Origin of the sequence: Collimonas sp. PA-H2 (assembly GCF_002564105.1) — a bacterium.
GTDB lineage: Bacteria > Pseudomonadota > Gammaproteobacteria > Burkholderiales > Burkholderiaceae_D > Collimonas.
In genome coordinates, this window is sequence record NZ_PDBX01000001.1 from 4156473 (window position 1) to 4177603 (window position 21131).

The following is a 21131-nucleotide window of genomic DNA, read 5'->3' on the forward strand; positions in this document are numbered from 1 at the left end:
TGCGCACTGGCCCGGAATCCCGCCTGCAATGCGATAATCCGGCCATGATAAATACGATTACTGTGGAATTTGAGCCCGCCGATGTGCAACAGCTGTTGCAGCACGCAGAGGCGGCGACGGAACACCTGCCCTGCATGGGCGACCAGTTTGTCGCCAAATATTACGAGGGCGGCAAAGTGATCACCAAGAACGACTGGCCGGACGTCAGCCGGCTGGACCTGGCCAAGATCCCGCCAGCCCTGTTCATGGTCAACGATTCATTTCTCATGAGCAATGGCATCGCCGCCGAGCAAGCCGTGGCCTGTATCTACAAGAACGGTCACATCCCTTCCGACCAGCAGAACGAAAGCGATGCCTTCGCCCTCGGTTCGGAGGAATTGCCGACGGTGACCAGGATACTGGCCAGGGATTTTGCCGGCATCGAGACTGCGCACAAGGTGAGGATCACCTTCCTGCATGACCCGCGCAAAGGGCCGGTGGTCACGCTGGAACTGGTGAATCCGGCGAATGAGGCGCCGGATATCCGGATAGTCAACCGGCGTCCATAAGACCGCGATCCTGGCTTATTCCGCCGCCAGCTCCAGGCTGACGATGGTCAAGGCACCATCCACCTTGTCGACCGCAAACCTGATCTTGTCGCCCGTCTTGAACTGTTCCAGCATGGCCGGATCGCCGGCCTTGAACAGCATGGTCATGGCGGGCATGCCGAAGTTGGGGATTTCATCGTGCTTGATGGTGATCTTGCCGTTGCCGGTATCGACCTTGCGGATTTCTCCGGCGACCATGGGCAGCGCGGTTTCGTCGGCTGGCGTGGTTTGCACTTCCTTGGCGTCGCTGGCGCTTGCCATGCTGCTAAGAGGGATGCCGACGATCAGGGTGGTGAGAATGACGAATATTTGCAAGTATTGCATGATCTTGATCCTTTCAAACTGAAGTGTTCGGTGTGTTCAATTTGGCATGTTGACATCGCTTATGCCGGGGGATGGCTGAGAATACTCTCGCTGTTTTACCCTATATGCGGCCGCCCGAGCGCTTATCAAGCGCCGCTTCAGAGGTCCATACTCGGCGACCGCAGGCAAAAAGTACCGGCTTTTTACAGCTCGTTACCAAATGTCAAAATGCTATTGCTTTGGAATTTTTGCTCAATTGGACGAGGCTTTGGCGGGCGCGGCGACGATTTTTCCAACCATGCTGGCTTCGTAGTGCCCCGGCTCCAGGCAGGCAAAATCCACCGTGCCGGTACGGTCGAACTTCCACACCAGCTCGTCGTTTTTGCCTGGCTCGACCGTCACCTGGTTAGGGTCTTCATGCTCCATCTCCGGCATCTTGCGCATCAGCGCCGCGTGTTGCGCCAGCTGGGCCGCGCTGCCGATCACCATTTCATGCTTCAGCTTGCCGCTGTTGCTGACCAGGAAGCGTACGGTTTCGCCTTGCCTGACGCGGATGTCGGCGGGCGTGAAGCGCATGTTGTCGCCCATGTCGATCTTGACGGTGCGCGTGACGTCGACCATCAGGCCGGGCTGGCCGATGGCGTCATCGCTGTCGGCGTGATGGTGGCCGGCGTCGGCATGCGCGGCGCCGGCGAAAACCAGTGAAGCGGACCAGAGCAGGGAGATAAAGAGGGAAGTTTTCATGGATGACTCCTTTGATTAATAAAAATATAATATTCTATTGATGGCGATGTGCGGCAGGCTTGACGACGTTGACGACCGTCTCCTTGTCTGCAGCGTCTGATGCCGCTGGACGGGGGCTGCCGGCGGCCGGCAAATCGGCAGCTGCGCCTTGCCATTCATAAGCGACGCTGCCGGCTGGCGCGCGATACCAGCCGGGATCGCGGTAATCGTTGCGCGCCAGTCCGGCCCGCACCTTGACTACGCTGAACATGCCACCCATCTCCAGCGAGCCGTAGGGCCCCTGGCCGCCCATCATCGGCAGGGTGTTGTCCGGCAGCGGCATTTCCATTTCGCCCATGGATCCGCCCTTGTCGCCCATCACCATGTAGTCGGGGATCAGCTGGTTGATTTTCTTCAGCACCGATTTCTGGTCGACCCCGATCATGGTCGGCACCTCGTGGCCCATGGCGTTCATGGTGTGGTGCGATTTGTGGCAATGCAGGGCCCAGTCGCCCGGCTCGCTGGCGTCGAATTCGATGGCGCGCATCTGGCCGACGGCGATGTCGACGCTGACCTCTGGCCAGCGACTGGCGGGCGGGGTCCAGCCGCCGTCGGTGCCGCTCACCACGAATTCGTGGCCGTGCAGGTGGATGGGATGGTTGGTCATGGTCAGGTTGCCGACCCGGATGCGGACCCGGTCGTGCTGCCGCACCACCAGCGGATCGATGCCGGGAAAGGCGCGGCTGTTCCAGGTCCACAGGTTGAAATCGGTCATTTGATTGACGCGCGGCGTGGCGGCGCCGGGTTCGATATCGTAGGCATTCAGCAGGAACACGAAATCGCGGTCGACCCGCATGAACGAGGGATCTTTCGGATGGGTGATCCAGAAGCCCATCATGCCCATCGCCATCTGCACCATTTCATCGGCATGCGGGTGGTACATGAAAGTGCCGGCGCGCCGCGCCACAAACTCATAGACAAAGGTCTTGCCGGGCTTGATGCCGGGCTGGGTCAGGCCGGTGACGCCGTCCATGCCGTTGGGCAGGCGCTGGCCGTGCCAGTGCACCGAGGTATGCTCGGGCAGTTTGTTGGTGACGAAAATCCGCACGCGGTCGCCTTCCACTACTTCGATGGTCGGCCCGGGACTCTGGCCGTTGTAGCCCCACAGATTGGCCTTCATGCCGGGTGCGATCTCGCGCACTACAGGTTCCGCCACCAGATGGAATTCCTTGATGCCGTTGTTCATGCGCCAGGGTAGCGTCCAGCCGTTCAGGGTGACCACCGGCTGATAGGGGCGGCCGCTGGCCGGGTTGAGCGGCGGCTGGGTGCCGGCCTGGGTTTGTATTACGGCTTCGGGCAGGCTGGCGGCGGCGATGCGGCTGACCGCGCCGGCACTGACCGCCAGCGCGGAGCCTTGCAAAAAGGCGCGTCTCGATAAATGGCTCATGCTTATTTTCCTTGTGGATTGGCGCTTGCCGCGCTTTGCGGCGGCTGGTTGACGGGGCCGCCCAGCGCCAGCTGCATGGCGTTGTCCGCCATCCAGAAATCGCGGCTGGCGTCGATGGCGGCATTCACCGCATTGGCTTGTTCGCGGGCGTCCGCCAGCAGCTCGAAGACGCTGGACAGCATGCCGTTGTAGCGCAGCAGATATTCGTCCGAGACGCGCTTGCGCAGCGGCAGCACCTGATCGCGGTAGTGGCGCGCCAGGTCGTAGGCGCTCTGGTAATCGGCATAGGAAACCCGCACCTGCGATTGCGCGTTCAAGGCGGTTTCCGCCAGCCGCTGCGCGGCTTGCATGTAGATCGCTTCCGATTTGGCGACGCGCGCGCCGCCCCAGTCGAACAGGGGAATCTCAAGGCTGACCCGGTAGCCGGTTTCGCGCGAGGCGCCCGGTTCGGAATTGTGCAGATAAGCCAGTTCCAGCACGTTGATGAAACGCGTGGCGCGGTTCAGTCCGAGGGTTTGCTGCAAGCCGTCCACTTCCAGTTTCGCTGCCGCGATATCGAGCCGCTGCGCCATTGCCAGCTGTTCGCTATCCTGCAAGGAAGGGCGCTGCTTGGGCAGCTCGGGCAGCTGCTGCGGCAGCGTGAATCCGCTTTGCTCGCCGCTCAGGCCTAGCAGGCGGATCAGTTGTTCCCGCGCCGCCACCGCCAGCTGCCGCGAGCGCGCCAGCTGGGTCACGGCGTCGGCATGAAACGCTTGTTCGCGCGCCAGTTCCAGCTGATTGAAATTGCCCGCCTTTGCCATTTTCTCAGCGAGTTCGCTGCCGGCAGCGGCGGCGCTTTCAACCTGTTCCTGGTAGCGTACGCTCTGGCTGGCGGCGACGCTCTGGTAGTAAGCGTTGCGGGTGTCCGCGGCAACTTGCAGGATGCGGTTGGCGGTGTTCAGCTTGCTGACCTGGAATTGCCGGGCTTCGATGCGGGCAGTCAGCGGCAAGGTCAGCAAGCCCATCACCGCCATGGAAAAACTGCGGTCTATCTTGATGTCGTCGCCGCTGCTAGTACGGCCGAAGCTGAAGCCGGGATTTGGCAGGCGGTTGGCCTGCACCCAGCTGGCTTCGGCGATGCCCAGCGCTTCATAGTCGGCTTGCAGGCCGCGGTTGTTGAGCAGGGCAATCTGCACGACGGCGTCGACCGAGAGCGGTTTTTGCAGCAGTTGCTGCACCATTTGCCGGCTGGCGGCACGCTCTTCATCGGAGCGCGCCCGCGGCGGCGTCTGGCCCAGGCTGGGCTTGGCGAGCGCGGCGACCTCGCCGAAACCCTGGTCAGGACTCAGGCTGGCGCAACCGGCCAGGACGGCCAGCAGCGCGGCAGGCAGCACGCGCCTGCGTAAAAAAATGAACATGGCATCCTCGATAACGAATCAAATGCAGCGCGATGCACCAGCGTTGGCGAGCACGCTCACAGGCGTGTACGACGGCTACGGTTGCTGTATCGGCTGTCTGGCAAGCTGCCGCTGCAGGGCATGCAGCAAGAACTTGGAATGACGGCGTCAGGCGAGGAGTGAAGGGGGGCGTTCAGGGTTTTCCGGCGTGTAGCCGACGAAACCCGACAGTGGGAAAACAACAGGATGAATCACAGGCAAAGGCAGCACGGCGGTGAGCGGCGCATTGACCGGCAGCACGCCAACGCAGCAGGCTGCGCAGGAACTGCATGAAGTGGAGGACTTGTCGTGCGAGGCCGCATGATCGGAATCGCCATGCTGCGCCTGGCCGGCGTTTTGCGCCTCGGCATGATGATGCGCCATGCCGGCATGGCCGGCGACACTCGCTACGACAGGTTTTTCCTGGCCACAGAAAACCATCGCCGCCGCCGCATATCCTTGCAAGGGGATTGCCAGCGCCAACAGCAGTATCAACAGGTTCTTCAGGCGGTTCAGGGAAAACATGGTCTGGATTTTAGCATCGAATTATAATTTCGCAAGGCCATCGAGGATCGGGCAATCCGGCCGAGCATCGCCGTGGCAATGGCAGGCCAGCTGCTCCAGCGTGCCCTTCATCGCCTGCAGTTCCTTGATCTTGTCGTCCAGTTCGGCGATGTGCGTCAGCGCCAGCTGCTTGACCTTGCTGCTGGGGCGCGACTGGTCCAGCCAGAGGCCGATCAGCTCGGCGATCTGCTTCATCGAGAAGCCCAGCAGGCGGCCCTGGCGGATAAAGCGCAGCAGGTGCACATCGCGCTCGGCATAGGTGCGATAGCCGGAATCGCTGCGACTGGCGGCCGGGATCAGGCCGATCTCTTCGTAGTGGCGGATCATCTTGGCCGAGACGCCGGAAGCGCTGGCGGCGTCGCCGATATTTATGGCTTTAGTTGTCATGCGATGCCTCCTTGGCAGACAGATTGACAGGCAGATGCGCAGCAGGCCGCCAGCGGCGCAGCAGCAGGGCGTTGCTGACTACGCTGACGCTGCTGAAGGCCATGGCGGCGCCGGCCAGCACCGGATTGAGGTAGCCCAGCGCCGCCAGCGGAATGCCGATCAGGTTGTAGATGAAAGCCCAGAACAGGTTCTGGCGGATCTTGCTGTAGGTGCGGCGCGAGATGTCGATGGCGTCCGCCACCAGGCCCGGATCGCCGCGCATCAGCGTGATGCCGGCGGCCTGCATGGCGACGTCGGTGCCGGTCGCCATGGCGATGCCGACATCGGCCGCCGCCAGCGCCGGCGCATCGTTGATGCCGTCGCCGACCATCGCCACCACGGCGCCGCCAGCTTTCAAGTCAATCACAGCCTTGGCTTTGTCGGCAGGCAGGATCTCGGCATGGATCTCGCTGATGCCAAGCTGGCGTCCGACTGCATTGGCGCTGCCGCGGTTGTCGCCGCTCAGCATGGCGACCCGGATAGCCTGCTGCTGCAATTGCCTGATCGCGGCCTTGGCAGTGGGTTTGATTTCGTCGCCGAACGCCAGCAAGCCGTTCACCGTGCGCAGGCCATCCTGCTCGGTCGCCAGCCAGGAAATGGTGCGGCCTTCCGCTTCCAATCCGGCGGCCGCTGTGGCCAGCGTTGCGGTATCCATTCCCAGCTCATGCATCCAGCGGCTGCTGCCCAGGAAGCATTGGATGTCGCCGATACTGGCTTGCACGCCGCGTCCGGCGACGCTCTGCACTTTGCCGGTGGTCAGCGTCGGCGCGATGCCGGCCTGGCTGGCGGCGGCGATGACGGCGCGCGCCAGCGGATGTTCGCTGTTGCGCTGTACTGCCGCCGCCAGCGCCAGCAGATCGCTGGCGGCGTCTGCACCGGTCGCTGCAGGCAGGTAGTTGAGCAGCGTAGGATGGCCGACAGTCAGGGTGCCGGTCTTGTCGAAAGCGACGACGCTGATGCGGTGCGCGATTTCCAGCGCTTCCGCATCCTTGATCAGGATGCCAAAGCGCGCCGCGATGCCAGTGCCGGCCATGATCGCGGTCGGCGTCGCCAGTCCCAGTGCGCAAGGGCAGGCAATCACCAGCACCGCTACCGCATTCAGCAAGGCCTGCTGCCAGTCGCCGCTGCTGAAGCCCCAGCCTAGCAAGGTCAGCAAGGCAATCGCCAGCACCACCGGCACGAACACCGCGCTGACCTGGTCCACCAGGCGCTGGATCGGCGCCTTGGCGGCCTGCGCATGCTCGACCATGCGGATGATGCGCGCCAGCGTGGTTTCGGCGCCGATGGCGGTAGTCGTGACCAATAGCAGGCCGCTGCCGTTGATGGCGCCGGCGGTAACCCTGTCTCCGGCTTGTTTTTCCACCGGCAGGCTTTCGCCGGTCAGCAGGGATTCGTCGACCTGGCTCTGGCCTTCCAGCACCAGGCCGTCCACCGCGATGCGTTCGCCGGCGCGCACCACCACCACGTCCTTCAGCTGCAAGGCGGCGACGGCGATTTCATGGTCGACGCTGTTCGTGCCTTGAGTGCGCCGCACCGTCGCCCGTTCCGGACGCAGCGCATTCAAGGCTTGGATGGCGTCGGCGGTCTGGCGCTTGGCGCGGGTCTCCAGCCATTTTCCGAGCAGCACCAGGGTGATCACCGCGGCCGATGCTTCGAAATACAGATGCGCCATGGCGCCATGTGCCTCCGTCAGCAGCAGATACAGCGACAAGCCCCAGGCGGCGCTGGTGCCGAGCGCGACCAGCAAATCCATATTGCCGCTGCCCGCCTTCAGCGCGCGCCAGCCGGCCCGGTAGAAGCGGGCGCCGAGCCAGAACTGCACCGGCGTCGCCAGCGCCAGCTGCCACCAGCCGGGCAGGGCGCCGTCGCCGCCGAACGGCATCAGCAGCATCAGCAGCATCGGCAGGATCAGGGGCAGCGTCAGCACGCCTGCGGCGGCCACCGGCCACCAGCTCGGCAATGCAGGTTTGCCGGCGCCGGGCACCGCGGCATCTGCCGCGGATGACGGCAGCGTGGCTTCGTAGCCCGCTGCCTGCACCGCTGCAATCAGACTTTCCAGCGGCACTACGCCAGCGGTGCTCAGGGTGGCTTTTTCGCTGGCCAGATTGACCGCCACGCTTTGCACTCCCGGCACCTTGTACAAGGCTTTCTCGACCCGGCTGACGCAGGATGCGCAGCTCATGCCTTCAATGGCGAGCGTGACTTCCTCTTGTTTGACCACATAGCCGGCTTTTTCCACCGCCGCCACCAGCGGGCCGATGGCGGTTGCGCTGTCGCCTTGCACGGTGGCCAGTTCGGTCGCCAGGTTGACGCTGACATCCTGCACGCCGGCGACCTTGCGCAAGGCCTTTTCGACATGGGAAACGCAGGAGGCGCAGCTCATGCCTTCTATCGCTAACTGGAATTCGGTCAATGCTTGGGTGCTGCTCATGGTGGACTCGGTTCAGGGAGTGGGGATAGCTTGATGATGGACCTTCCAACGATGGGAAGGTCAAGCACAATTTTAACCGCCCGCGCTTTTTGCCGTTTTTTGCGCTGGAAAGCTCTACCGGCTATACGCGTTGCGCTATATGGCGGAGGGTGCTGGCAAGTTAGGATTCCTGTCCAAAGCATCATCCACCAGTTAACTTGTCAGGAACGCATCATGTCCAAGCCAGCCAATTTCGAGAATTATCATATCCGCAAGTGGTACACCCAGATCGACGACACGCTGGCCAATGAAAACGGCATGCTGGCCGACGGCAAGCCTTTGCGCAAGATCGTCATCGCCGCGGCCATCCACAATCCTTACGCAGGCCGTTTCAGCGACAACCTGGACCTGATCCTGGCGAACTCTCCCGCGCTGGGCCGCGAATTCGGCCGCCGCATCGTCGCTGCGCTGGCAGGGGAAGAGCTGGAAAGCTATGGCAAGGCTTGCATCGTCGGCATCGCCGGCGAATACGAACACGGCAACGCTTTCCTGACGCCAGCCATGGTGATGCCTATCCGCGAAGCGATCGGCGGCGGCAAGGCCTGGATCCCGTCCGCCGGCAAGCGCGGCGTGCCAGGCGCAGAGCTGGATATTCCGCTGGCGCACAAGAATGCCTTGTATGTGCCGTCGCACTACGACACCGTCACCAGCCAGTTCTTCGACGCGCCGAACGCCGATGAAGTGGTGGTGGCGTTTGCCGTGGCTACCCGCGGCCGCCTGCATGCGCGCCTGGGCGGTCTGAAAGCCAATGAAATCGAAGGCAAGAACGGCCTCAACTGATCTTGGTGGCTCGAATCCGGGCTTGACCTTGCTACCGTGGGAAGGTTTATAGTGGGTGTAACGATAAACTCACCCACGGAGCAAAACATGATTCAATTCACTGTGCAGGACATGACTTGCGGCCATTGCGCCGGCCGCATCACCAAGGCCATCAACGGTGTCGATGCCGGCGCCAAGGTGGATATCAAGATCGACAGCCACACGGTGGCTATCCAGAGCCAGGCCAGCGCTGCGGAACTGGCCGAAGCCATCAAGGACGCCGGCTACACGCCGCAACTGCAGGCCTGAGCCGATGCAGCGACGACGGCAGGATTGCCTGCCGTCGCCGCTGATACTCATGCGCTGACCTTGACGCCGGCAATGTAGCGATCGATCACCGTCGGCAATACCGTCAGCGGCACGCCGCCGCTTTTCACCAGCGCATCGTTGAAGCCGGCCAGGTCGAAATGGGCGCCCAGCACCTGTTTCGCGCGGTCGCGCTGGCGCAGGATCTCGTTGTGTCCCATCTTGTAGCCGCAAGCCTGTCCCGGCGACACGCAGTAGCGGTCGACTTCGCTGGTCATGGCGGCGACGCCGCGGCCGCAGTTTTCGACCATGAAGCGGATCGCTTGCTGGCGCGTCCAGTTCATCGCGTGCAGCCCGGTATCGACCACCAGGCGGCAGGCGCGGAACTGCTGCGCCTGCAGATAACCGATCTGGCTGAATGGATCGTGCGCATAGATGCCGAACTCGTCCACCAGCTGCTCGGCATACAGAGCCCAGCCCTCGATAAAGGCGTTGAAGCCCATCATAGAGGTGATCAGCGGCAGCTCCACATGGCGTTCCGCCAGATACGCCCCCTGCCAGGTATGGCCAGGAATGCCTTCGTGAGCAGTGAGCGTGGCGATTTCCGATTTCGGCCAGAGCGTGGTCGATTTCAGGTTGATGTAATAAATCGCCGGCCGCGAGCCGTCCAGCGCCGCGAAATTCATATAGCCCAGCGCGGCGCCCGCTTCGATATCGGCCGGCACGCGCTTGATGATCAGCGGCGCCTTCAGGTCCAGGTGCGAGATCTTCGGCATCAGCAGGCGCACTGCGGCAACCCGCTCGTTGCAATAGGCGATCAGTTGCTCGCGGCCCTGGTCGTCGTCGGCATAGAAGCGCTTGGGATCCTTGGACAGCGCCAGCAGGCGTTCGCCTACCGTACCCTGGCTGATGCCCTGCGCCTTGAGGATGGTGTCGATGCGCGCCTGCAGCGCCTTGTTCTGCTCCAACCCGATGGCGTGGATTTCGGCGGCGCTGCGGGTAGTGGTGGTGCCCAGTTTCAGCGCCCATTCGTAATACGCGGCGCCGTCCGGCAAGCGCTGCACGCCGGCGACGTCGCTGGCTTTGGCGGTGGCTTTCGAAAAACTGGCGATCTGCCGTTCCAGCGCCGGATATACCTTGCCGTTCACCAGCGCCGTCGCGCGCGCTTCCCAGTCACCCTCGATGCCGAGCTCGCGGGTGCGGCGGGTGATCGAAGTCACCAGCTTTTGCCTTGCTGCCGGCGTGTTGCGATAGTTCTGCAGCTGGGCCAGTGCGGTGCGGGCAATGAAATCGGGCGGCATGACGCCTTTGCCGGCCTGTTCCTCGATGCGCGCGCTTTCCTGGTCGAGCAGGCGCGCCATCGCCGTTACTCGTTCGAGATAGGCTTCAGCGTCGGCGGCGTTGGCGATGTGGTGCTGCGAGTCGAGGAATTCGGGCACGGCGATCAGGGCGCCATCCTGCTGGGTCACCGGGAAAGGAGTGGTGCCGCCGTAGAAGCCGCTGGCCGCGCCGCCGTAGGAAAAGCGCAGACCGTCCACGCCTTCGTTGGCGGCATAGCGCACGCTGTCGTAGCGGATTTGCGCATCGGCGCTGAGCTTGGCGCGGTCTACCGCATGCATGCGCGCCAGCATCGATTTCACCTGGCTAGCCCATAGCGCATCGCCGGCCGGAGACGCATCCTGCAAGCGCGACTTGAGCGCGGCGCGGGCGCCGGAATCGAGCCCCAGCGAAGTCGCCGAGGTCGGCGACAGGTGCAGGATTTCCTCGGCAAAGTCAGCCAGCATGCCGTTGAATTTATGGTCGGCCGGGCTGGCGTCCTTGCCCTGGGCGCGGGCGATGCCGGGCAGGGCGGTGACTGCAGCCGCGGAAAGCGCGCTCAGCAGCACATCGCGGCGGCGGCGGGAAAAGGTCTGGAATGTCTTGTTCATGGAATCCTTTGTATTCTGCGAAAAAGAATGGCTATGAGAGTCTATCTCAAGATTGCTCGGCCAGTTTCTTGAGGGCCGCCAGCACATCGGGGAAATCATTGGTCACCATAGGGCCGATTTCATCTGCGTCCGGTCCGCTGATCTCCGTGTTGTAAATTATCCTGGTGCGGCCGGACGGCAGCAGCACCAGTCTGTGGCTGACCAGCACCCGAGTTTCATCCACCACGGTCTCGTCGATGAAGCTTTCGTTGGATTTGACTTCAATCAAGGTGCTGGTCAGGGCATCCTGTCCCGGCGGCCGCATCGTGAAACTGGCGCCTGTAACGAACGGCCCATGCAATTCGATGCTCTCGATACCTGCGTTCCAGTCCTTCCAGCGTGCGACGTCTGCGAACAGCGCCCAGACGCGGGATGGTGCAGCGCTGGTTTCGATGCTTTCTTCATGAGTCCACATAGTTATCTCCACGTGATGTGAAGTTGAAAGTCTAATTGACGCAACTCGGATACGGCGCCGCCTCGCCAGCCACGACCGGGCAAAGCTTGATCGGGTTCAGCTGCCTGAATTTCTCTGTCCATTTGCCGACATCGATGGCAAGCGGCGTGGCGGACACCGCGCCGCGTTCGGCCCATTGAATCGTGTAATAGTCGCTGCTGCCCTTGATTACCGCGATCACTGCCGCTTCGCTGGTTTTACCGGCCGTGGTAGGAGAAGTGCCGCAGGAGGCGACCAGGACGAAGGCGTCGCGTTCGCTGATCTTGCCGATGCCGATTTCCTGGCCGCTGAATGAGGTCGGGCAGGCGTGCTGGAAGCCGGCCGCCATGTTGACTGCAAATGATTGCGGGCTGACTTGCGGATTCAACGCCAGGTCCTTGAAACCGGTGATGGTGACCATCTGGGTCCATTCATCGACATTTTCTTTTTCCGGCACCGCTTCCCGTATATAGCGCGGGCCCTGGGTGTTTTCAAATGCAGTTTTGAAGCCTGGCGGCGAGTTTACTATCAGCAGCTGGCTGTAAATCGGCGTAATCGTTTTCAAGAGCATGCCTTGTTGGCGCTGCTGCTCGGCGGCCTTGCCGGTATCGGCGGCATGGGTAAAAGATGCGCATAGAGCTAGCAGAAGTCCAGTCTTGTTCATGTTTTCCTCGCAAGCGCCAAGGGCGGTTCGGGATATCCGCGTTCATCAGGCGTCCAGTGCTGGCGCCATGATAGGTCTGTCGTTTCCAAAATGCAACTTTCAAAAAAATACCCCGCCAATGGAGGGCGGGGTAGTAGGCGGGGGCGTCAACACAAGGCGCCGTGATGGCCGCTTCAGCCGGGGGTCTTGCTCAGGCCAGCACACGGCGCAGCCAGTTGCCGATATCGGCGACTTCTTCGGCGCAGACCGAGTGCTGCATCATGTATTCATGCCATTCGACGCTGTAACCCAGTTGCTGCAGCAAGTCGCGCGACATTTCCGCGCGGTTGACCAGCACCACTGGATCGGCGCGGCCATGGGCCTGGAAAATCGGCGTGTGCTGGTTGGCGGCGTGGCGTTCGGCGGCGATCTTGTCGTTCAGCGGCAGGTAGCCGGACAGGCACATCAGGCCGGCCAGTTTTTGCGGGTAGCGCAAGCCGGTCTGCAGCGTCATCGCGCAGCCTTGCGAAAAACCGGCGAGGACGATCTTGTCGGCCGCGATGCCGAGTGCGATCTGTTGCGCGATCAAGGCTTCGATGTCGGCTTGCGACTTGCGCAGGCCGCCTTCGTCTTCGCGCCGCACCAGGTCGCTGGAGAGGATGTCATACCAGGCCGGCATCACGTAACCGTTGTTGATGGTCACCGGGATCGCCGGCGCACTGGGGAAGACGAAGCGGATGCCGGGGCAGCCGCTCAGGTCCAGTTCCTTGACGATGGGGACGAAATCGGAGCCGTCGGCGCCGAGGCCGTGCATCCAGATGACGGCGGTAGTTGGTTTTTCAGAAGTGGAAATTTCCAGGGTTTCGAGTGTGCTTGACATGAGTTGGTCCGGATCCTGATTGAAAAATTAAGGGGTAATGAAAACGGTAGCAGCGGCTCAGATCACCATCAGATCTTTGCCGACGATGATTTCGCCGCTGAATTGCTTGCGCGCTTCAGCTGACCACATCTCATCGCTGATGCTTGGATCGCCGCCGGGCACGAAGTGGCTCAGCACCAGCGTCTTGACGCCGGCGCGCGCCGCCGCCAGGCCGACTTGCGCGGTGCTGGTGTGGCTCTTCACCAGGTGGTCGAGCAGGGTCGGCGCATTGTCGACGGTGCGCATCAGCTTTTCCAGTGCCGGCAGGTACATCACTTCATGCACCAGCACGTCGGCGCCCTTGGCTAGCTGGATCAGGTTTTCGTTGTAGGCGGTATCGCCGGAGAATACGACCGAGCGGTCCTTGCTGTCGAAGCGGTAGGCGAAGGCGGGTTTCAGCGTGTAATGGTCGACCAGGGCGGCGGTCACCTTGACCTGGTCGTTTTCCAGCACCACACGCGGGCCGCTGAATTCATGGGTCTTGATCAGCGGCCGCAGCAGCGGCCGGCCTTCTTCCTTGATGCGGACGGCGATGTCGATCGCGTTCATGCGGACGAAGTCGTCCATCATGCGACGCATGCCGGGCGGTCCGTACATCTGCACCGGCGTCGCCAGACCAGTGGCCCAGGCCAGCAGCACCAGGTTGCCGAGGTCGGCATTGTGGTCGGAGTGCTGGTGGGTCAGGAAAATATCGCGGATCCGAGGCAGCTTGACGCCGGCCTTGACCAGCTGCAGGGCGACACCGTTGCCGCAATCCACCACATACGGCTGGCCGTCGATCAGCAAGACATTGGCCGGCGCCGCGCGCAGGGCGGACGGTGTCGGGCCGCCCTTGGTGCCGAGCAGGATCAGGCGCGTGCCCTTGTCGCCGGCGGCCGCCAGCGGCGCGCTAGTCTGGGCCTGCGCTTGCGCTAGCCACGGCAGCGCGGCAGCGCTTCCTGCGGCCAACGCCAGTTGCATGAAATTCCTGCGCGTACCTTGCTGTTGCGGCTTGCTGATCATCGATTTCTCCAGTGCCGGCCAGGCGGCGGTGTTATTGCGCAACGCCCTTCAGGCATTGTTCGACGATCCCGGCGGCGCCGGCCTTTTGCTGCCAGGCCGCGACCTGGCTGGCGGCCGCCTTGCGCAAGCTGTCTTGCAGCTCTTGCGCCGGCGCCAGGTTGAGCGTCATCTTGTGTTCGCGCATGCGGCTGTAATTTGCTTCGATGCGATCCTTGACCTTGTTCCAGGACGCGTCCGCGGTGCGTTTGGCTGCCTCGCTCAGCACGGCTTGCTGCTCCGGCTTCAGTTGCTGCCAGACATCCTGGTTGATCACGGTGTAGCTGAGCGGGATGGCGTAGCTGATGGCGCTGAAGTTGCCTAGCTGATCCCACAGGCGGTTGCCGGCGCCGCCGTCGCCGGAGGACAGCACGGCGTTCAGTTCGCCGGCCGCCAGCTTGGCAGGGACCGCCGAAAAAGGCAGGTTCTCGCTATGGGCGCCGACGTGCTCGAACACGACGCGGCTGTTGTCGTCATAGGTGCGGATGCGCAGCGCCTGCAGCGCCGCCAGGTCGGTCACGGGCGTGGCAGACCAGATGCCGGACGGCGGCCATGGCGTGACATACAGCAGGTGGGCATTGAATTTTTGCAAATGCTGTTCGACCGCCGGCTGGGCGCAGTTGGCGAGCGCCCTGGCGTCGTCGAAGCCGCCGACCGTAAACGGCAGCGCAGACAGCAGGAAGAAAGGGTCGCTGGCGCCGGCGATGCCGGCAAACAGCGTCGCCATTTCAACCTTGCCGTCGCTCAAGGCACCGACCTGGGCGCTGCCTTTGAAGGGATTCTGCGCTTCCTGTTGGGTGATGATGGCCAGCGCGTCGGCCGGCAGCGCGGCAGCCAGCTGCCTGACGGTGTCGGCAAACTGCAGGTCGGCGGCGGCCGTGACCGAGGTCGCCGGATACTCGTTGATCAGATGCAGGGTTTGCGCCTGCAGCGGCGTGCTCAGGCTTATCGCCAGTAGCGGAAGGAGCAGGGTGTGGCTGAAACGAGGTTTGCTGTGCTTGTTGAATTTGCTGAAAACCGCTGGCGACATGGATGCTGTCCGCTGAAAAGAGTTGGGTAAAGAGGGCGCCTAGGCAGGCTTGAGCGCCGATTTCGGCCGGAACGCCTTGCACACCACTTCATTGGTTTCGATATACGGACCGCCGATCAGGTCGATGCAGTAAGGCACCGCGGCGAAGATGCCGGACACTTTCTGCTTGCCGTCGGCATCTTTTAGGCCTTCGAGGGTTTCCTTGATGGCTTTCGGCTGTCCTGGCAGGTTCAGGATCAGAGCGGCGTGGTCGGCGGTTTCGCGTATCACGGCGACTTGCCGCGACAAAATCGCGGTCGGCACGAATTGCAGGCTGATCTGGCGCATCTGTTCGCCGAAGCCTGGCATTTCCTTGGTCGCCACCGCCAGCGTCGCTTCCGGCGTGACGTCGCGCCGCGCCGGGCCGGTGCCGCCGGTGGTCAGCACCAGGTCGCAATGATGCTTATCTGTCAACTCGATCAGGGTTTGCTCGATCAGCGCGCGCTCGTCGGCAATCAGGCGGGTTTCCACCTGCCACGGGCTGAGCAGCGCAGCCGCCAGCCAATCCTGCAGGGCAGGGATGCCCTGGTCCTGGTAAACCCCGGTGCTGGCGCGGTCGGAAATCGATACCAGGCCGATTTTCAGGCTCAGGCTCGTTTCAGGATTAATTGTGCTCATCTTGCTCGTCGTCGTCTTCGGCGTCGATATCGTCCTGGTTACCTGACGATTTCTGCAATTCTTTCAGCAGCTGGAAAATCTCGCGGTACGCTTTCGGCGGCTTGTTCTCGGCCTGCTCCTTGCGGGCATTGCGGATCATGGTGCGCACGTGCTGCACGTCCAGTTCCGGATGGTGCGCCAGCAGCTCGGTGAGCGCGCCGTCGTCCTTCAGCAGGCGGTCGCGGTGGCGCTCCAGCGCATGCATGGCGGCGGTGTCGGCTTTCGACAGGCCGCGCCAGCTATCCAGGGTTTTCTGGATCTCGGCGATTTCGTGCGGCTCCAGGGTGCGCATTTTCTTGCCGACGTACTGGGTCTGGCGGCGGCGGCCTTCGTGGTCCTTGATCTGCTGGCATTCGAGGATGGCGTCGCGCACATCTTCAGGCATCGGCACCCGCTTGACGCGGTCGCGCGATTCGGCGATCAGTTCTTCGCCGAGCTTCTGCAAGGCAGTCATCTCGCGCTTGAGCTGGGACTTGGAGGGACGGTCGTATTCTTGTTCGAACTCGCTGGACTGAAAGCCGCAGGAGCCCCGATTGGGATTTGGCATGATGTAAAGGGTGCTTCCATACTGTAAACGACTGCTATGATAACCGTTTTATACCTAATTCGAAGAAAACCGACCCATGAGCGACTCCGTATTTATCCATAGTCAAGACCAATTACAACAGCTGGCGCAGGATGTTTTGCGTTATGCAAGGGAAAAAGGCGCTTCCGGCGCCGCCGTTGAAATCAGCGAAGGCAGTGGTTTGTCGGTGGGCGTACGCAAGGGCAGCGTCGAAACTATCGAGCAAAACAAAGACAAAGGCATGGGCGTCACCGTCTATCTGGGCGAGGAAGGCCATACCCGGCGCGGCAATGCCAGCACCTCGGATTTTTCAGCCAAAGCCTTGCAGGATACGGTCGAAGCGGCCTATAACATCGCCCGTTTCACCGCCGAAGACGACTGTGCCGGCTTGCCGGATGTTGATACTTTGGAAATGAATCCCCGGGATTTGCAACTTTGCTCGCCGTGGCTGATCTCGGCCGAAGAGGCGGTGGAACTGGCGAAACGTTGCGAAGCGGCAGCATTTGCCGTCGACAAGCGCATCACCAACAGCGAAGGCGCCGGCGTCTACGCCCAGCAATCGCACTTCGTCAGCGCCAATTCGCGCGGCTTCATGGGCGGCTACCCGTTCTCGCGCCACACCATTTCGGTGGCGCCCATCGCCGGCAAGGGCGGCAACATGCAGCGCGACGACTGGTATTCCTCGATGCGCGACGCCAAACAGCTGGCCAAGCCGGAAGCCATCGGCCGCTACGCCGCCGAGCGTGCCCTGGCGCGCCTGAATGCGCGCCAGCTGGATACGCGCAAGTGCGCGGTGCTGTTCGAGGCTCCCTTGGCGGCCGGTTTGCTGGGTGCTTTCGTACAGGCGGTGTCGGGCGGCGCGCTGTACCGCAAGTCGTCGTTCCTGCTGGACAGCCTGGGCCAGCAGGCATTTGCGCCGCATATCCAGATCGTCGAAGATCCGCACGTGATCGGCGCGGTCGGTTCCGCGCCTTTCGACGAGGAGGGCGTCAAGACCCAGCGCCGCGACGTGGTCAAGGACGGCGTGGTGCAGGGCTACTTCCTGTCGACCTATTCGGCGCGCAAGCTGGGCATGAAAACCACCGGCAATTCCGGCGGCTCGCATAACCTCAGCATGACCTCCTCGCTGACCAAGGCCACCGATAATTTCAAGGCGATGCTGAAGAAGCTCGATACCGGCTTGCTGGTCACCGAGCTGATGGGGCAGGGCACCAATTACGTCACCGGCGATTACTCGCGCGGCGCTTCCGGCTACTGGGTGGAGAAGGGCGTCATCCAGTATCCGGTCGAGGAAATCACGATCGCCGGCAACATGAAGGACATGCTGGCGCAGATCGTCGCCATCGGCGCCGATACCCTGATCCGCGGCACCAAGCAGACCGGTTCGGTGCTGATTGAAAGCATGACTGTCGCCGGCAATTAAACCGCGCTTAAAAAAGCGCCGTCTAGGCGCCCCCAGCTGCGCGCCCCGAGCTAGGCGCCCCAACTACGTGTCCCCGTCATTCCCGCGGACGCGGGAATCCATTTTCACTGCCATATTCTGCAACTTGGATTCCCGCGTTCGCGGGAATGACGGGGGCACCTAGCTCGGGACGCGTAGTTGGGGGGGGCGCCAATAACGCCGGATGAGTCATCCGCTGCGCTAGCGCACTGAGCGGTACTGCCCCTTGCGGCCGCGCTTGCTCAGCACCAGCTGCCACAGCTGTCCCTGGCCAGAGCGGAAAAAGCCGGCCGAGGACAGGATGAAGTATTTCCACATGCGGTAGAAGCGCTCGCCGTACTTGTCTTGCAGCGTCGGCCAGGCTTTCTCGAAATTATCCCACCACGCCATCAGCGTGCGGTCGTAGTCCTGGCCGAAATTGTGCCAGTCCTGTATCAGGAATTTCCCTTCCAGCGCATATGTGATTTCCTTGGCCGAGGGCAGGTGGCCGTTCGGGAAAATGTACTTGTCGAGCCAGACGTCGCGCTTTTTTTCGGTCTCGTAATTGCCGATGGTATGCAGCAGGAACAGGCCGTCCGGCTTCAGCAGCCTGGCGGCGACGCCGAAGTATTCGTCGTAATTTTTTGCGCCCACAGCCTCGAACATGCCGACTGAAACGATTTTGTCGAATTGCCCTGTGAGCTCGCGGTAATCGATCAGTTCGATGGCGACCGGCAGCCCGGCGCAGCGTTCTTGCGCCAGTTTCTGCTGCTCCTTTGAAACCGTGATGCCGACCACTTCCGCCTGATAGTGTTGCGCTGCATGGCGCGCCAGGCCGCCCCAGCCGCAGCCGATATCCAGCAGGCGCTCGCCCGGTTTCAGTTCCAGCTTGCGGAAGATCAAGTCGAGCTTGTGCAGCTGCGCCTGCTCCAGGTTCTCGGCCTTGGGCCAGTAGCCGCAGGTGTAGGTCATGCTGGAGTCCAGCATCTTTTCAAACAGATCGTTGCCGATGTCGTAGTGCTGTTCGCCGACCTGGAAGGCGCGCTTGCGGCTTTGCACGTTGAAGAATTTTTGCCGCAGGATTTCCAGGAAGAAGCCGATTTTTGCCGGGCCGACCACCGTTTGTTCAAGGTCGTGGCTGGTGACCCTGAAGAAGAACTCGTCCAGCTGCTCGCAATCCCAGTCGCCATCCATATACGACTCGCCGATGCCAAGCTCCCAGGTCGCAAACATCTTTTGAAAGAACGCCGGATCGTGGATCTGCATGTCCCAGGGCTGGTCGCCGTTGAGATGGATGCCGGCGTGTTCAAACAATTGGCTGATGATTTTCGCGCTATTCGTATCTGGGATCAATGGCGTTTGCTGGCCGGCTTTCACATTATTCATGCAGTGTCCCTTTTTAGATGGAGTTATTCGTACACGGATGGAATCTTTGCGTTGAGCTGCTTTTATGAGCGGAATTCTTGTCATGGAAGCTTGGCAGTAAAGAGTAGCACCGCTTTGCCAGGTTTAGGTTAAGAAAGCGTTAAGTTCGATTTAGCTGACTTTGACGGCAAAAAAGCAAGCGCTTGCGCAAGCGCTTGCTTTGCACTAATATTGGTCTCAAATCAGGCCGCCGGCTGCATTTTCCGGTTACGGCGGCCTAGGTAAAAAAGCATAAGCGCCAGGAGACAAATGAAAATCCCGCACCGCTACGAGGTGATTCGACCTCGTCGTCCCTTGTCAAAAAATACCAATATTGAGCATTCGCTCGCGCCGGAGCTTTGCCGTTCATTGGTAATTGCTTGACAGCATGCCGATGCCGCATCCTGCTATCCGTGTTTTTATTTGAAACTGATCATTCAGTCAGATTGAGGGGCAGCCTATGAAACCAGCAACCACACCCATCCTGGAGATGCGCGGCATCTCCAAGACCTTCAGCGGTTTGCGCGTATTGAAAGAAGTCGACCTGACGGTCTATGCCGGCGAGGTACATGCCCTGATGGGTGAAAACGGCGCCGGCAAGTCGACCTTGATGAAAGTCTTGTCCGGCGCCCATGCGGCGGATGCCGGCGGTGAAATCCGCATCGACGGCAAGGCGGTCGCCAATTACGGCCCGCGCGCGGCCAAGGAGCTGGGCGTGGCGGTGATCTACCAGGAGCTGAGCCTGTGTCCGAACCTGAGCGTGGCGGAAAACATCTACCTTGGTCGTGAGCTGAAGCGCGGCTGGACGGTCGACCGCAAGGCGATGGAGGCCGGCTGCGTCGATGTGCTGACGCGCCTGGGCGCCGACTTCGGGCCGCAGACCAAGGTCAGCAGCCTGTCGATCGCCGAGCGCCAGCTGGTAGAGATTGCGCGCGCCATCCATGCTCATGCGCGCATCCTGGTGATGGATGAACCCACCACGCCCTTGTCTTCGCGCGAGACCGACCGCTTGTTCGCCTTGATCCGCCAGCTGCGCCAGGAGGGTTTGGCGATCGTGTACATCAGCCATCGCATGGCCGAGATCTATGAATTGTCCGACCGCGTCTCGGTGCTGCGCGACGGCAAGCATGTCGGCATGCTGGAGCGCGCTGATCTTTCGGCCGAGGCGCTGGTGAAGATGATGGTCGGTCGCGATCTTTCCGGTTTCTACAAGAAGGAACATGCACCCTACGATCCCGGTAATGTGGTGATGCGGGTGCGCGACATGGCCGACGGCCGCCGCGTGCGCGGCTGCAGCTTTGAGCTGCACGCAGGCGAGGTGCTGGGCATCGCCGGCCTGGTCGGCGCCGGCCGCACCGAGCTGGCGCGCCTGATCTTTGGCGCCAATCCGCGCATCTCCGGCACGCTGGAAGTGGCGGGCCAGGCGCTTGCCAGCCTGCGCAACCCGACCGACGCCATCCGCGCCGGCGTGGTCTACCTGACTGAAGACCGCAAGGCGCAAGGCTTGTTCCTCGACATGAGCGTGCGCGACAACATCAATGTCTGCGCCTGCGTGCCGGATTCCCGCTACGGCGGCGTGCTGGACCGCGGCCGCGGCGCCCGCCGTTCGGAGGAGGCGATCAAGTCGCTCTCGATCCGGGTCGCTTCCGGCAATGTCAACGTCGGCGCGCTATCCGGCGGCAACCAGCAAAAAGTGCTGCTGGCGCGCCTGCTGGAAATCAAGCCGCACGTGCTGATCCTGGATGAACCTACGCGCGGCGTCGACATCGGTTCCAAATCGGAGATCTACCGCATCATCAATGAACTGGCCAAGGCCGGTGTCGGCGTGGTGGTGATTTCCAGCGAACTGCCGGAAATCGTCGGCACCTCGGACCGCGTGCTGGTGATGCGCGAAGGGGAGCTGGTGGCGGAACTTGGCGGTCATTCGGGACGCGAAATCAGCCAGGAAAACATTATCGAACTGGCCACCGGCGCGCAGCAGGTAGAGCCGCAGGCGGCTTGATCGGCAGGCCGCAT

Annotated in this window: 21 protein-coding genes; 5 read left to right on the forward strand and 16 right to left on the reverse strand. The window is 62.0% G+C overall.

Annotation, left to right across the window (positions count from 1 at the left end; all coding sequences use genetic code 11):
- The first annotated feature begins 44 nt into the window (after positions 1-44).
- Positions 45-548: a hypothetical protein gene (locus tag BCF11_RS19085; protein WP_098496144.1), complete on the forward strand. Its 504-nt coding sequence runs from the start codon at positions 45-47 to the stop codon at positions 546-548.
- 15 nt (positions 549-563) lie between these two features.
- Here BCF11_RS19085 and BCF11_RS19090 read toward each other — a convergent pair whose 3' ends face one another.
- The 7 genes from BCF11_RS19090 to BCF11_RS19120 form a co-directional block, all read right to left on the reverse strand.
- The gene (locus tag BCF11_RS19090) at positions 564-911 is read right to left on the reverse strand and encodes a copper-binding protein (protein ID WP_199110929.1); all 348 of its coding nucleotides are present in this window, start codon (positions 909-911) and stop codon (positions 564-566) included.
- A 231-nt stretch (positions 912-1142) separates the two neighbouring features.
- Positions 1143-1634 carry a plastocyanin/azurin family copper-binding protein gene (locus BCF11_RS19095; RefSeq protein ID WP_098496145.1) on the reverse strand — a complete coding sequence of 164 codons (492 nt, stop codon included), beginning with the start codon at positions 1632-1634 and terminating at the stop codon, positions 1143-1145.
- A gap of 34 nt (positions 1635-1668) precedes the next feature.
- Positions 1669-3060, reverse strand: a complete 1392-nt coding sequence (locus BCF11_RS19100) for a multicopper oxidase family protein (RefSeq protein ID WP_098496146.1) — start codon at positions 3058-3060, stop codon at positions 1669-1671.
- 2 nt (positions 3061-3062) lie between these two features.
- The gene (locus BCF11_RS19105; protein ID WP_098496147.1) at positions 3063-4457 is read right to left on the reverse strand and encodes a TolC family protein; all 1395 of its coding nucleotides are present in this window, start codon (positions 4455-4457) and stop codon (positions 3063-3065) included.
- Positions 4458-4604: 147 nt separating this feature from the next.
- Positions 4605-5000 (reverse strand): hypothetical protein, encoded by a 396-nt coding sequence (locus tag BCF11_RS19110; protein ID WP_098496148.1) that lies wholly within the window; start codon positions 4998-5000, stop codon positions 4605-4607.
- A gap of 21 nt (positions 5001-5021) precedes the next feature.
- Positions 5022-5411 (reverse strand): Cu(I)-responsive transcriptional regulator, encoded by a 390-nt coding sequence (cueR, locus tag BCF11_RS19115; RefSeq protein ID WP_098497584.1) that lies wholly within the window; start codon positions 5409-5411, stop codon positions 5022-5024.
- A 4-nt stretch (positions 5412-5415) separates the two neighbouring features.
- Positions 5416-7896 (reverse strand): heavy metal translocating P-type ATPase, encoded by a 2481-nt coding sequence (locus BCF11_RS19120; protein WP_098496149.1) that lies wholly within the window; start codon positions 7894-7896, stop codon positions 5416-5418.
- A gap of 213 nt (positions 7897-8109) precedes the next feature.
- Here BCF11_RS19120 and BCF11_RS19125 point away from each other — a divergent pair, with 213 nt between their 5' ends.
- Both BCF11_RS19125 and BCF11_RS19130 read left to right on the forward strand, forming a co-directional pair.
- Positions 8110-8715, forward strand: coding sequence for an amino acid synthesis family protein (locus BCF11_RS19125; RefSeq protein WP_098496150.1), 606 nt, complete (start codon positions 8110-8112; stop codon positions 8713-8715).
- Between the two features lie 87 nt (positions 8716-8802).
- Complete coding sequence (locus BCF11_RS19130) at positions 8803-9003, forward strand: heavy-metal-associated domain-containing protein (RefSeq protein WP_098496151.1); 201 nt, start codon at positions 8803-8805, stop codon at positions 9001-9003.
- A 47-nt stretch (positions 9004-9050) separates the two neighbouring features.
- Here the strand turns inward: BCF11_RS19130 and BCF11_RS19135 are convergent, their stop codons facing one another.
- The 8 genes from BCF11_RS19135 to yjgA all read right to left on the reverse strand — a co-directional run bounded on the left by BCF11_RS19135 (position 9051) and on the right by yjgA (position 16273).
- Complete coding sequence (locus BCF11_RS19135) at positions 9051-10928, reverse strand: DUF885 family protein (RefSeq protein WP_098496152.1); 1878 nt, start codon at positions 10926-10928, stop codon at positions 9051-9053.
- Between the two features lie 46 nt (positions 10929-10974).
- Positions 10975-11382, reverse strand: a complete 408-nt coding sequence (locus BCF11_RS19140; protein ID WP_098496153.1) for an SRPBCC family protein — start codon at positions 11380-11382, stop codon at positions 10975-10977.
- Between the two features lie 31 nt (positions 11383-11413).
- Positions 11414-12064: a hypothetical protein gene (locus BCF11_RS19145; protein WP_098496154.1), complete on the reverse strand. Its 651-nt coding sequence runs from the start codon at positions 12062-12064 to the stop codon at positions 11414-11416.
- A gap of 190 nt (positions 12065-12254) precedes the next feature.
- Entirely contained in the window at positions 12255-12923 is a 669-nt protein-coding gene (locus BCF11_RS19150; protein ID WP_098496155.1) for an alpha/beta hydrolase, read from the reverse strand.
- 57 nt (positions 12924-12980) lie between these two features.
- Positions 12981-13922 carry an MBL fold metallo-hydrolase gene (locus BCF11_RS19155; protein ID WP_098497585.1) on the reverse strand — a complete coding sequence of 314 codons (942 nt, stop codon included), beginning with the start codon at positions 13920-13922 and terminating at the stop codon, positions 12981-12983.
- Positions 13923-13995: 73 nt separating this feature from the next.
- On the reverse strand, positions 13996-15030 hold the full coding sequence (locus BCF11_RS19160) for a TRAP transporter substrate-binding protein (protein ID WP_098496156.1): 1035 nt from the start codon (positions 15028-15030) through the stop codon (positions 13996-13998).
- A gap of 39 nt (positions 15031-15069) precedes the next feature.
- Positions 15070-15687 (reverse strand): molybdopterin adenylyltransferase, encoded by a 618-nt coding sequence (gene mog / locus BCF11_RS19165; protein WP_098496157.1) that lies wholly within the window; start codon positions 15685-15687, stop codon positions 15070-15072.
- Positions 15674-16273, reverse strand: coding sequence for a ribosome biogenesis factor YjgA (gene yjgA / locus BCF11_RS19170; protein WP_062113552.1), 600 nt, complete (start codon positions 16271-16273; stop codon positions 15674-15676). The genes mog and yjgA overlap by 14 nt, the downstream gene beginning before the upstream one ends.
- 76 nt (positions 16274-16349) lie before the next feature.
- Between yjgA and pmbA the strand changes: the two genes are divergently transcribed.
- Positions 16350-17714 (forward strand): metalloprotease PmbA, encoded by a 1365-nt coding sequence (gene pmbA / locus BCF11_RS19175; protein ID WP_098496158.1) that lies wholly within the window; start codon positions 16350-16352, stop codon positions 17712-17714.
- Positions 17715-17933: 219 nt separating this feature from the next.
- Here pmbA and cfa read toward each other — a convergent pair whose 3' ends face one another.
- Positions 17934-19097 (reverse strand): cyclopropane fatty acyl phospholipid synthase, encoded by a 1164-nt coding sequence (gene cfa, locus BCF11_RS19180; RefSeq protein ID WP_098496159.1) that lies wholly within the window; start codon positions 19095-19097, stop codon positions 17934-17936.
- Between the two features lie 478 nt (positions 19098-19575).
- Between cfa and BCF11_RS19185 the strand changes: the two genes are divergently transcribed.
- Positions 19576-21117, forward strand: coding sequence for a sugar ABC transporter ATP-binding protein (locus BCF11_RS19185; protein WP_098496160.1), 1542 nt, complete (start codon positions 19576-19578; stop codon positions 21115-21117).
- Positions 21118-21131 lie beyond the last annotated feature (14 nt).

Excerpts from the sequence above, each read along its gene's own strand:
- BCF11_RS19105 (WP_098496147.1), bottom strand. The coding sequence starts at position 4,457 with ATGTTCATTTTTTTACGCAGGCGCGTGCTGCCTGCCGCGCTGCTGGCC.
- BCF11_RS19185 (WP_098496160.1), top strand. The coding sequence starts at position 19,576 with ATGAAACCAGCAACCACACCCATCCTGGAGATGCGCGGCATCTCCAAG.
- BCF11_RS19100 (WP_098496146.1), bottom strand. The coding sequence starts at position 3,060 with ATGAGCCATTTATCGAGACGCGCCTTTTTGCAAGGCTCCGCGCTGGCG.
- mog (WP_098496157.1), bottom strand. The coding sequence starts at position 15,687 with ATGAGCACAATTAATCCTGAAACGAGCCTGAGCCTGAAAATCGGCCTG.
- cfa (WP_098496159.1), bottom strand. The coding sequence starts at position 19,097 with ATGAATAATGTGAAAGCCGGCCAGCAAACGCCATTGATCCCAGATACG.
- BCF11_RS19160 (WP_098496156.1), bottom strand. The coding sequence starts at position 15,030 with ATGTCGCCAGCGGTTTTCAGCAAATTCAACAAGCACAGCAAACCTCGT.
- yjgA (WP_062113552.1), bottom strand. The coding sequence starts at position 16,273 with ATGCCAAATCCCAATCGGGGCTCCTGCGGCTTTCAGTCCAGCGAGTTC.
- BCF11_RS19155 (WP_098497585.1), bottom strand. The coding sequence starts at position 13,922 with ATGCAACTGGCGTTGGCCGCAGGAAGCGCTGCCGCGCTGCCGTGGCTA.
- BCF11_RS19095 (WP_098496145.1), bottom strand. The coding sequence starts at position 1,634 with ATGAAAACTTCCCTCTTTATCTCCCTGCTCTGGTCCGCTTCACTGGTT.
- BCF11_RS19150 (WP_098496155.1), bottom strand. The coding sequence starts at position 12,923 with ATGTCAAGCACACTCGAAACCCTGGAAATTTCCACTTCTGAAAAACCA.
- BCF11_RS19125 (WP_098496150.1), top strand. The coding sequence starts at position 8,110 with ATGTCCAAGCCAGCCAATTTCGAGAATTATCATATCCGCAAGTGGTAC.
- BCF11_RS19120 (WP_098496149.1), bottom strand. The coding sequence starts at position 7,896 with ATGAGCAGCACCCAAGCATTGACCGAATTCCAGTTAGCGATAGAAGGC.
- BCF11_RS19130 (WP_098496151.1), top strand. The coding sequence starts at position 8,803 with ATGATTCAATTCACTGTGCAGGACATGACTTGCGGCCATTGCGCCGGC.
- BCF11_RS19085 (WP_098496144.1), top strand. The coding sequence starts at position 45 with ATGATAAATACGATTACTGTGGAATTTGAGCCCGCCGATGTGCAACAG.
- BCF11_RS19110 (WP_098496148.1), bottom strand. The coding sequence starts at position 5,000 with ATGTTTTCCCTGAACCGCCTGAAGAACCTGTTGATACTGCTGTTGGCG.
- BCF11_RS19140 (WP_098496153.1), bottom strand. The coding sequence starts at position 11,382 with ATGTGGACTCATGAAGAAAGCATCGAAACCAGCGCTGCACCATCCCGC.
- pmbA (WP_098496158.1), top strand. The coding sequence starts at position 16,350 with ATGAGCGACTCCGTATTTATCCATAGTCAAGACCAATTACAACAGCTG.
- BCF11_RS19145 (WP_098496154.1), bottom strand. The coding sequence starts at position 12,064 with ATGAACAAGACTGGACTTCTGCTAGCTCTATGCGCATCTTTTACCCAT.
- BCF11_RS19135 (WP_098496152.1), bottom strand. The coding sequence starts at position 10,928 with ATGAACAAGACATTCCAGACCTTTTCCCGCCGCCGCCGCGATGTGCTG.
- BCF11_RS19090 (WP_199110929.1), bottom strand. The coding sequence starts at position 911 with ATGCAATACTTGCAAATATTCGTCATTCTCACCACCCTGATCGTCGGC.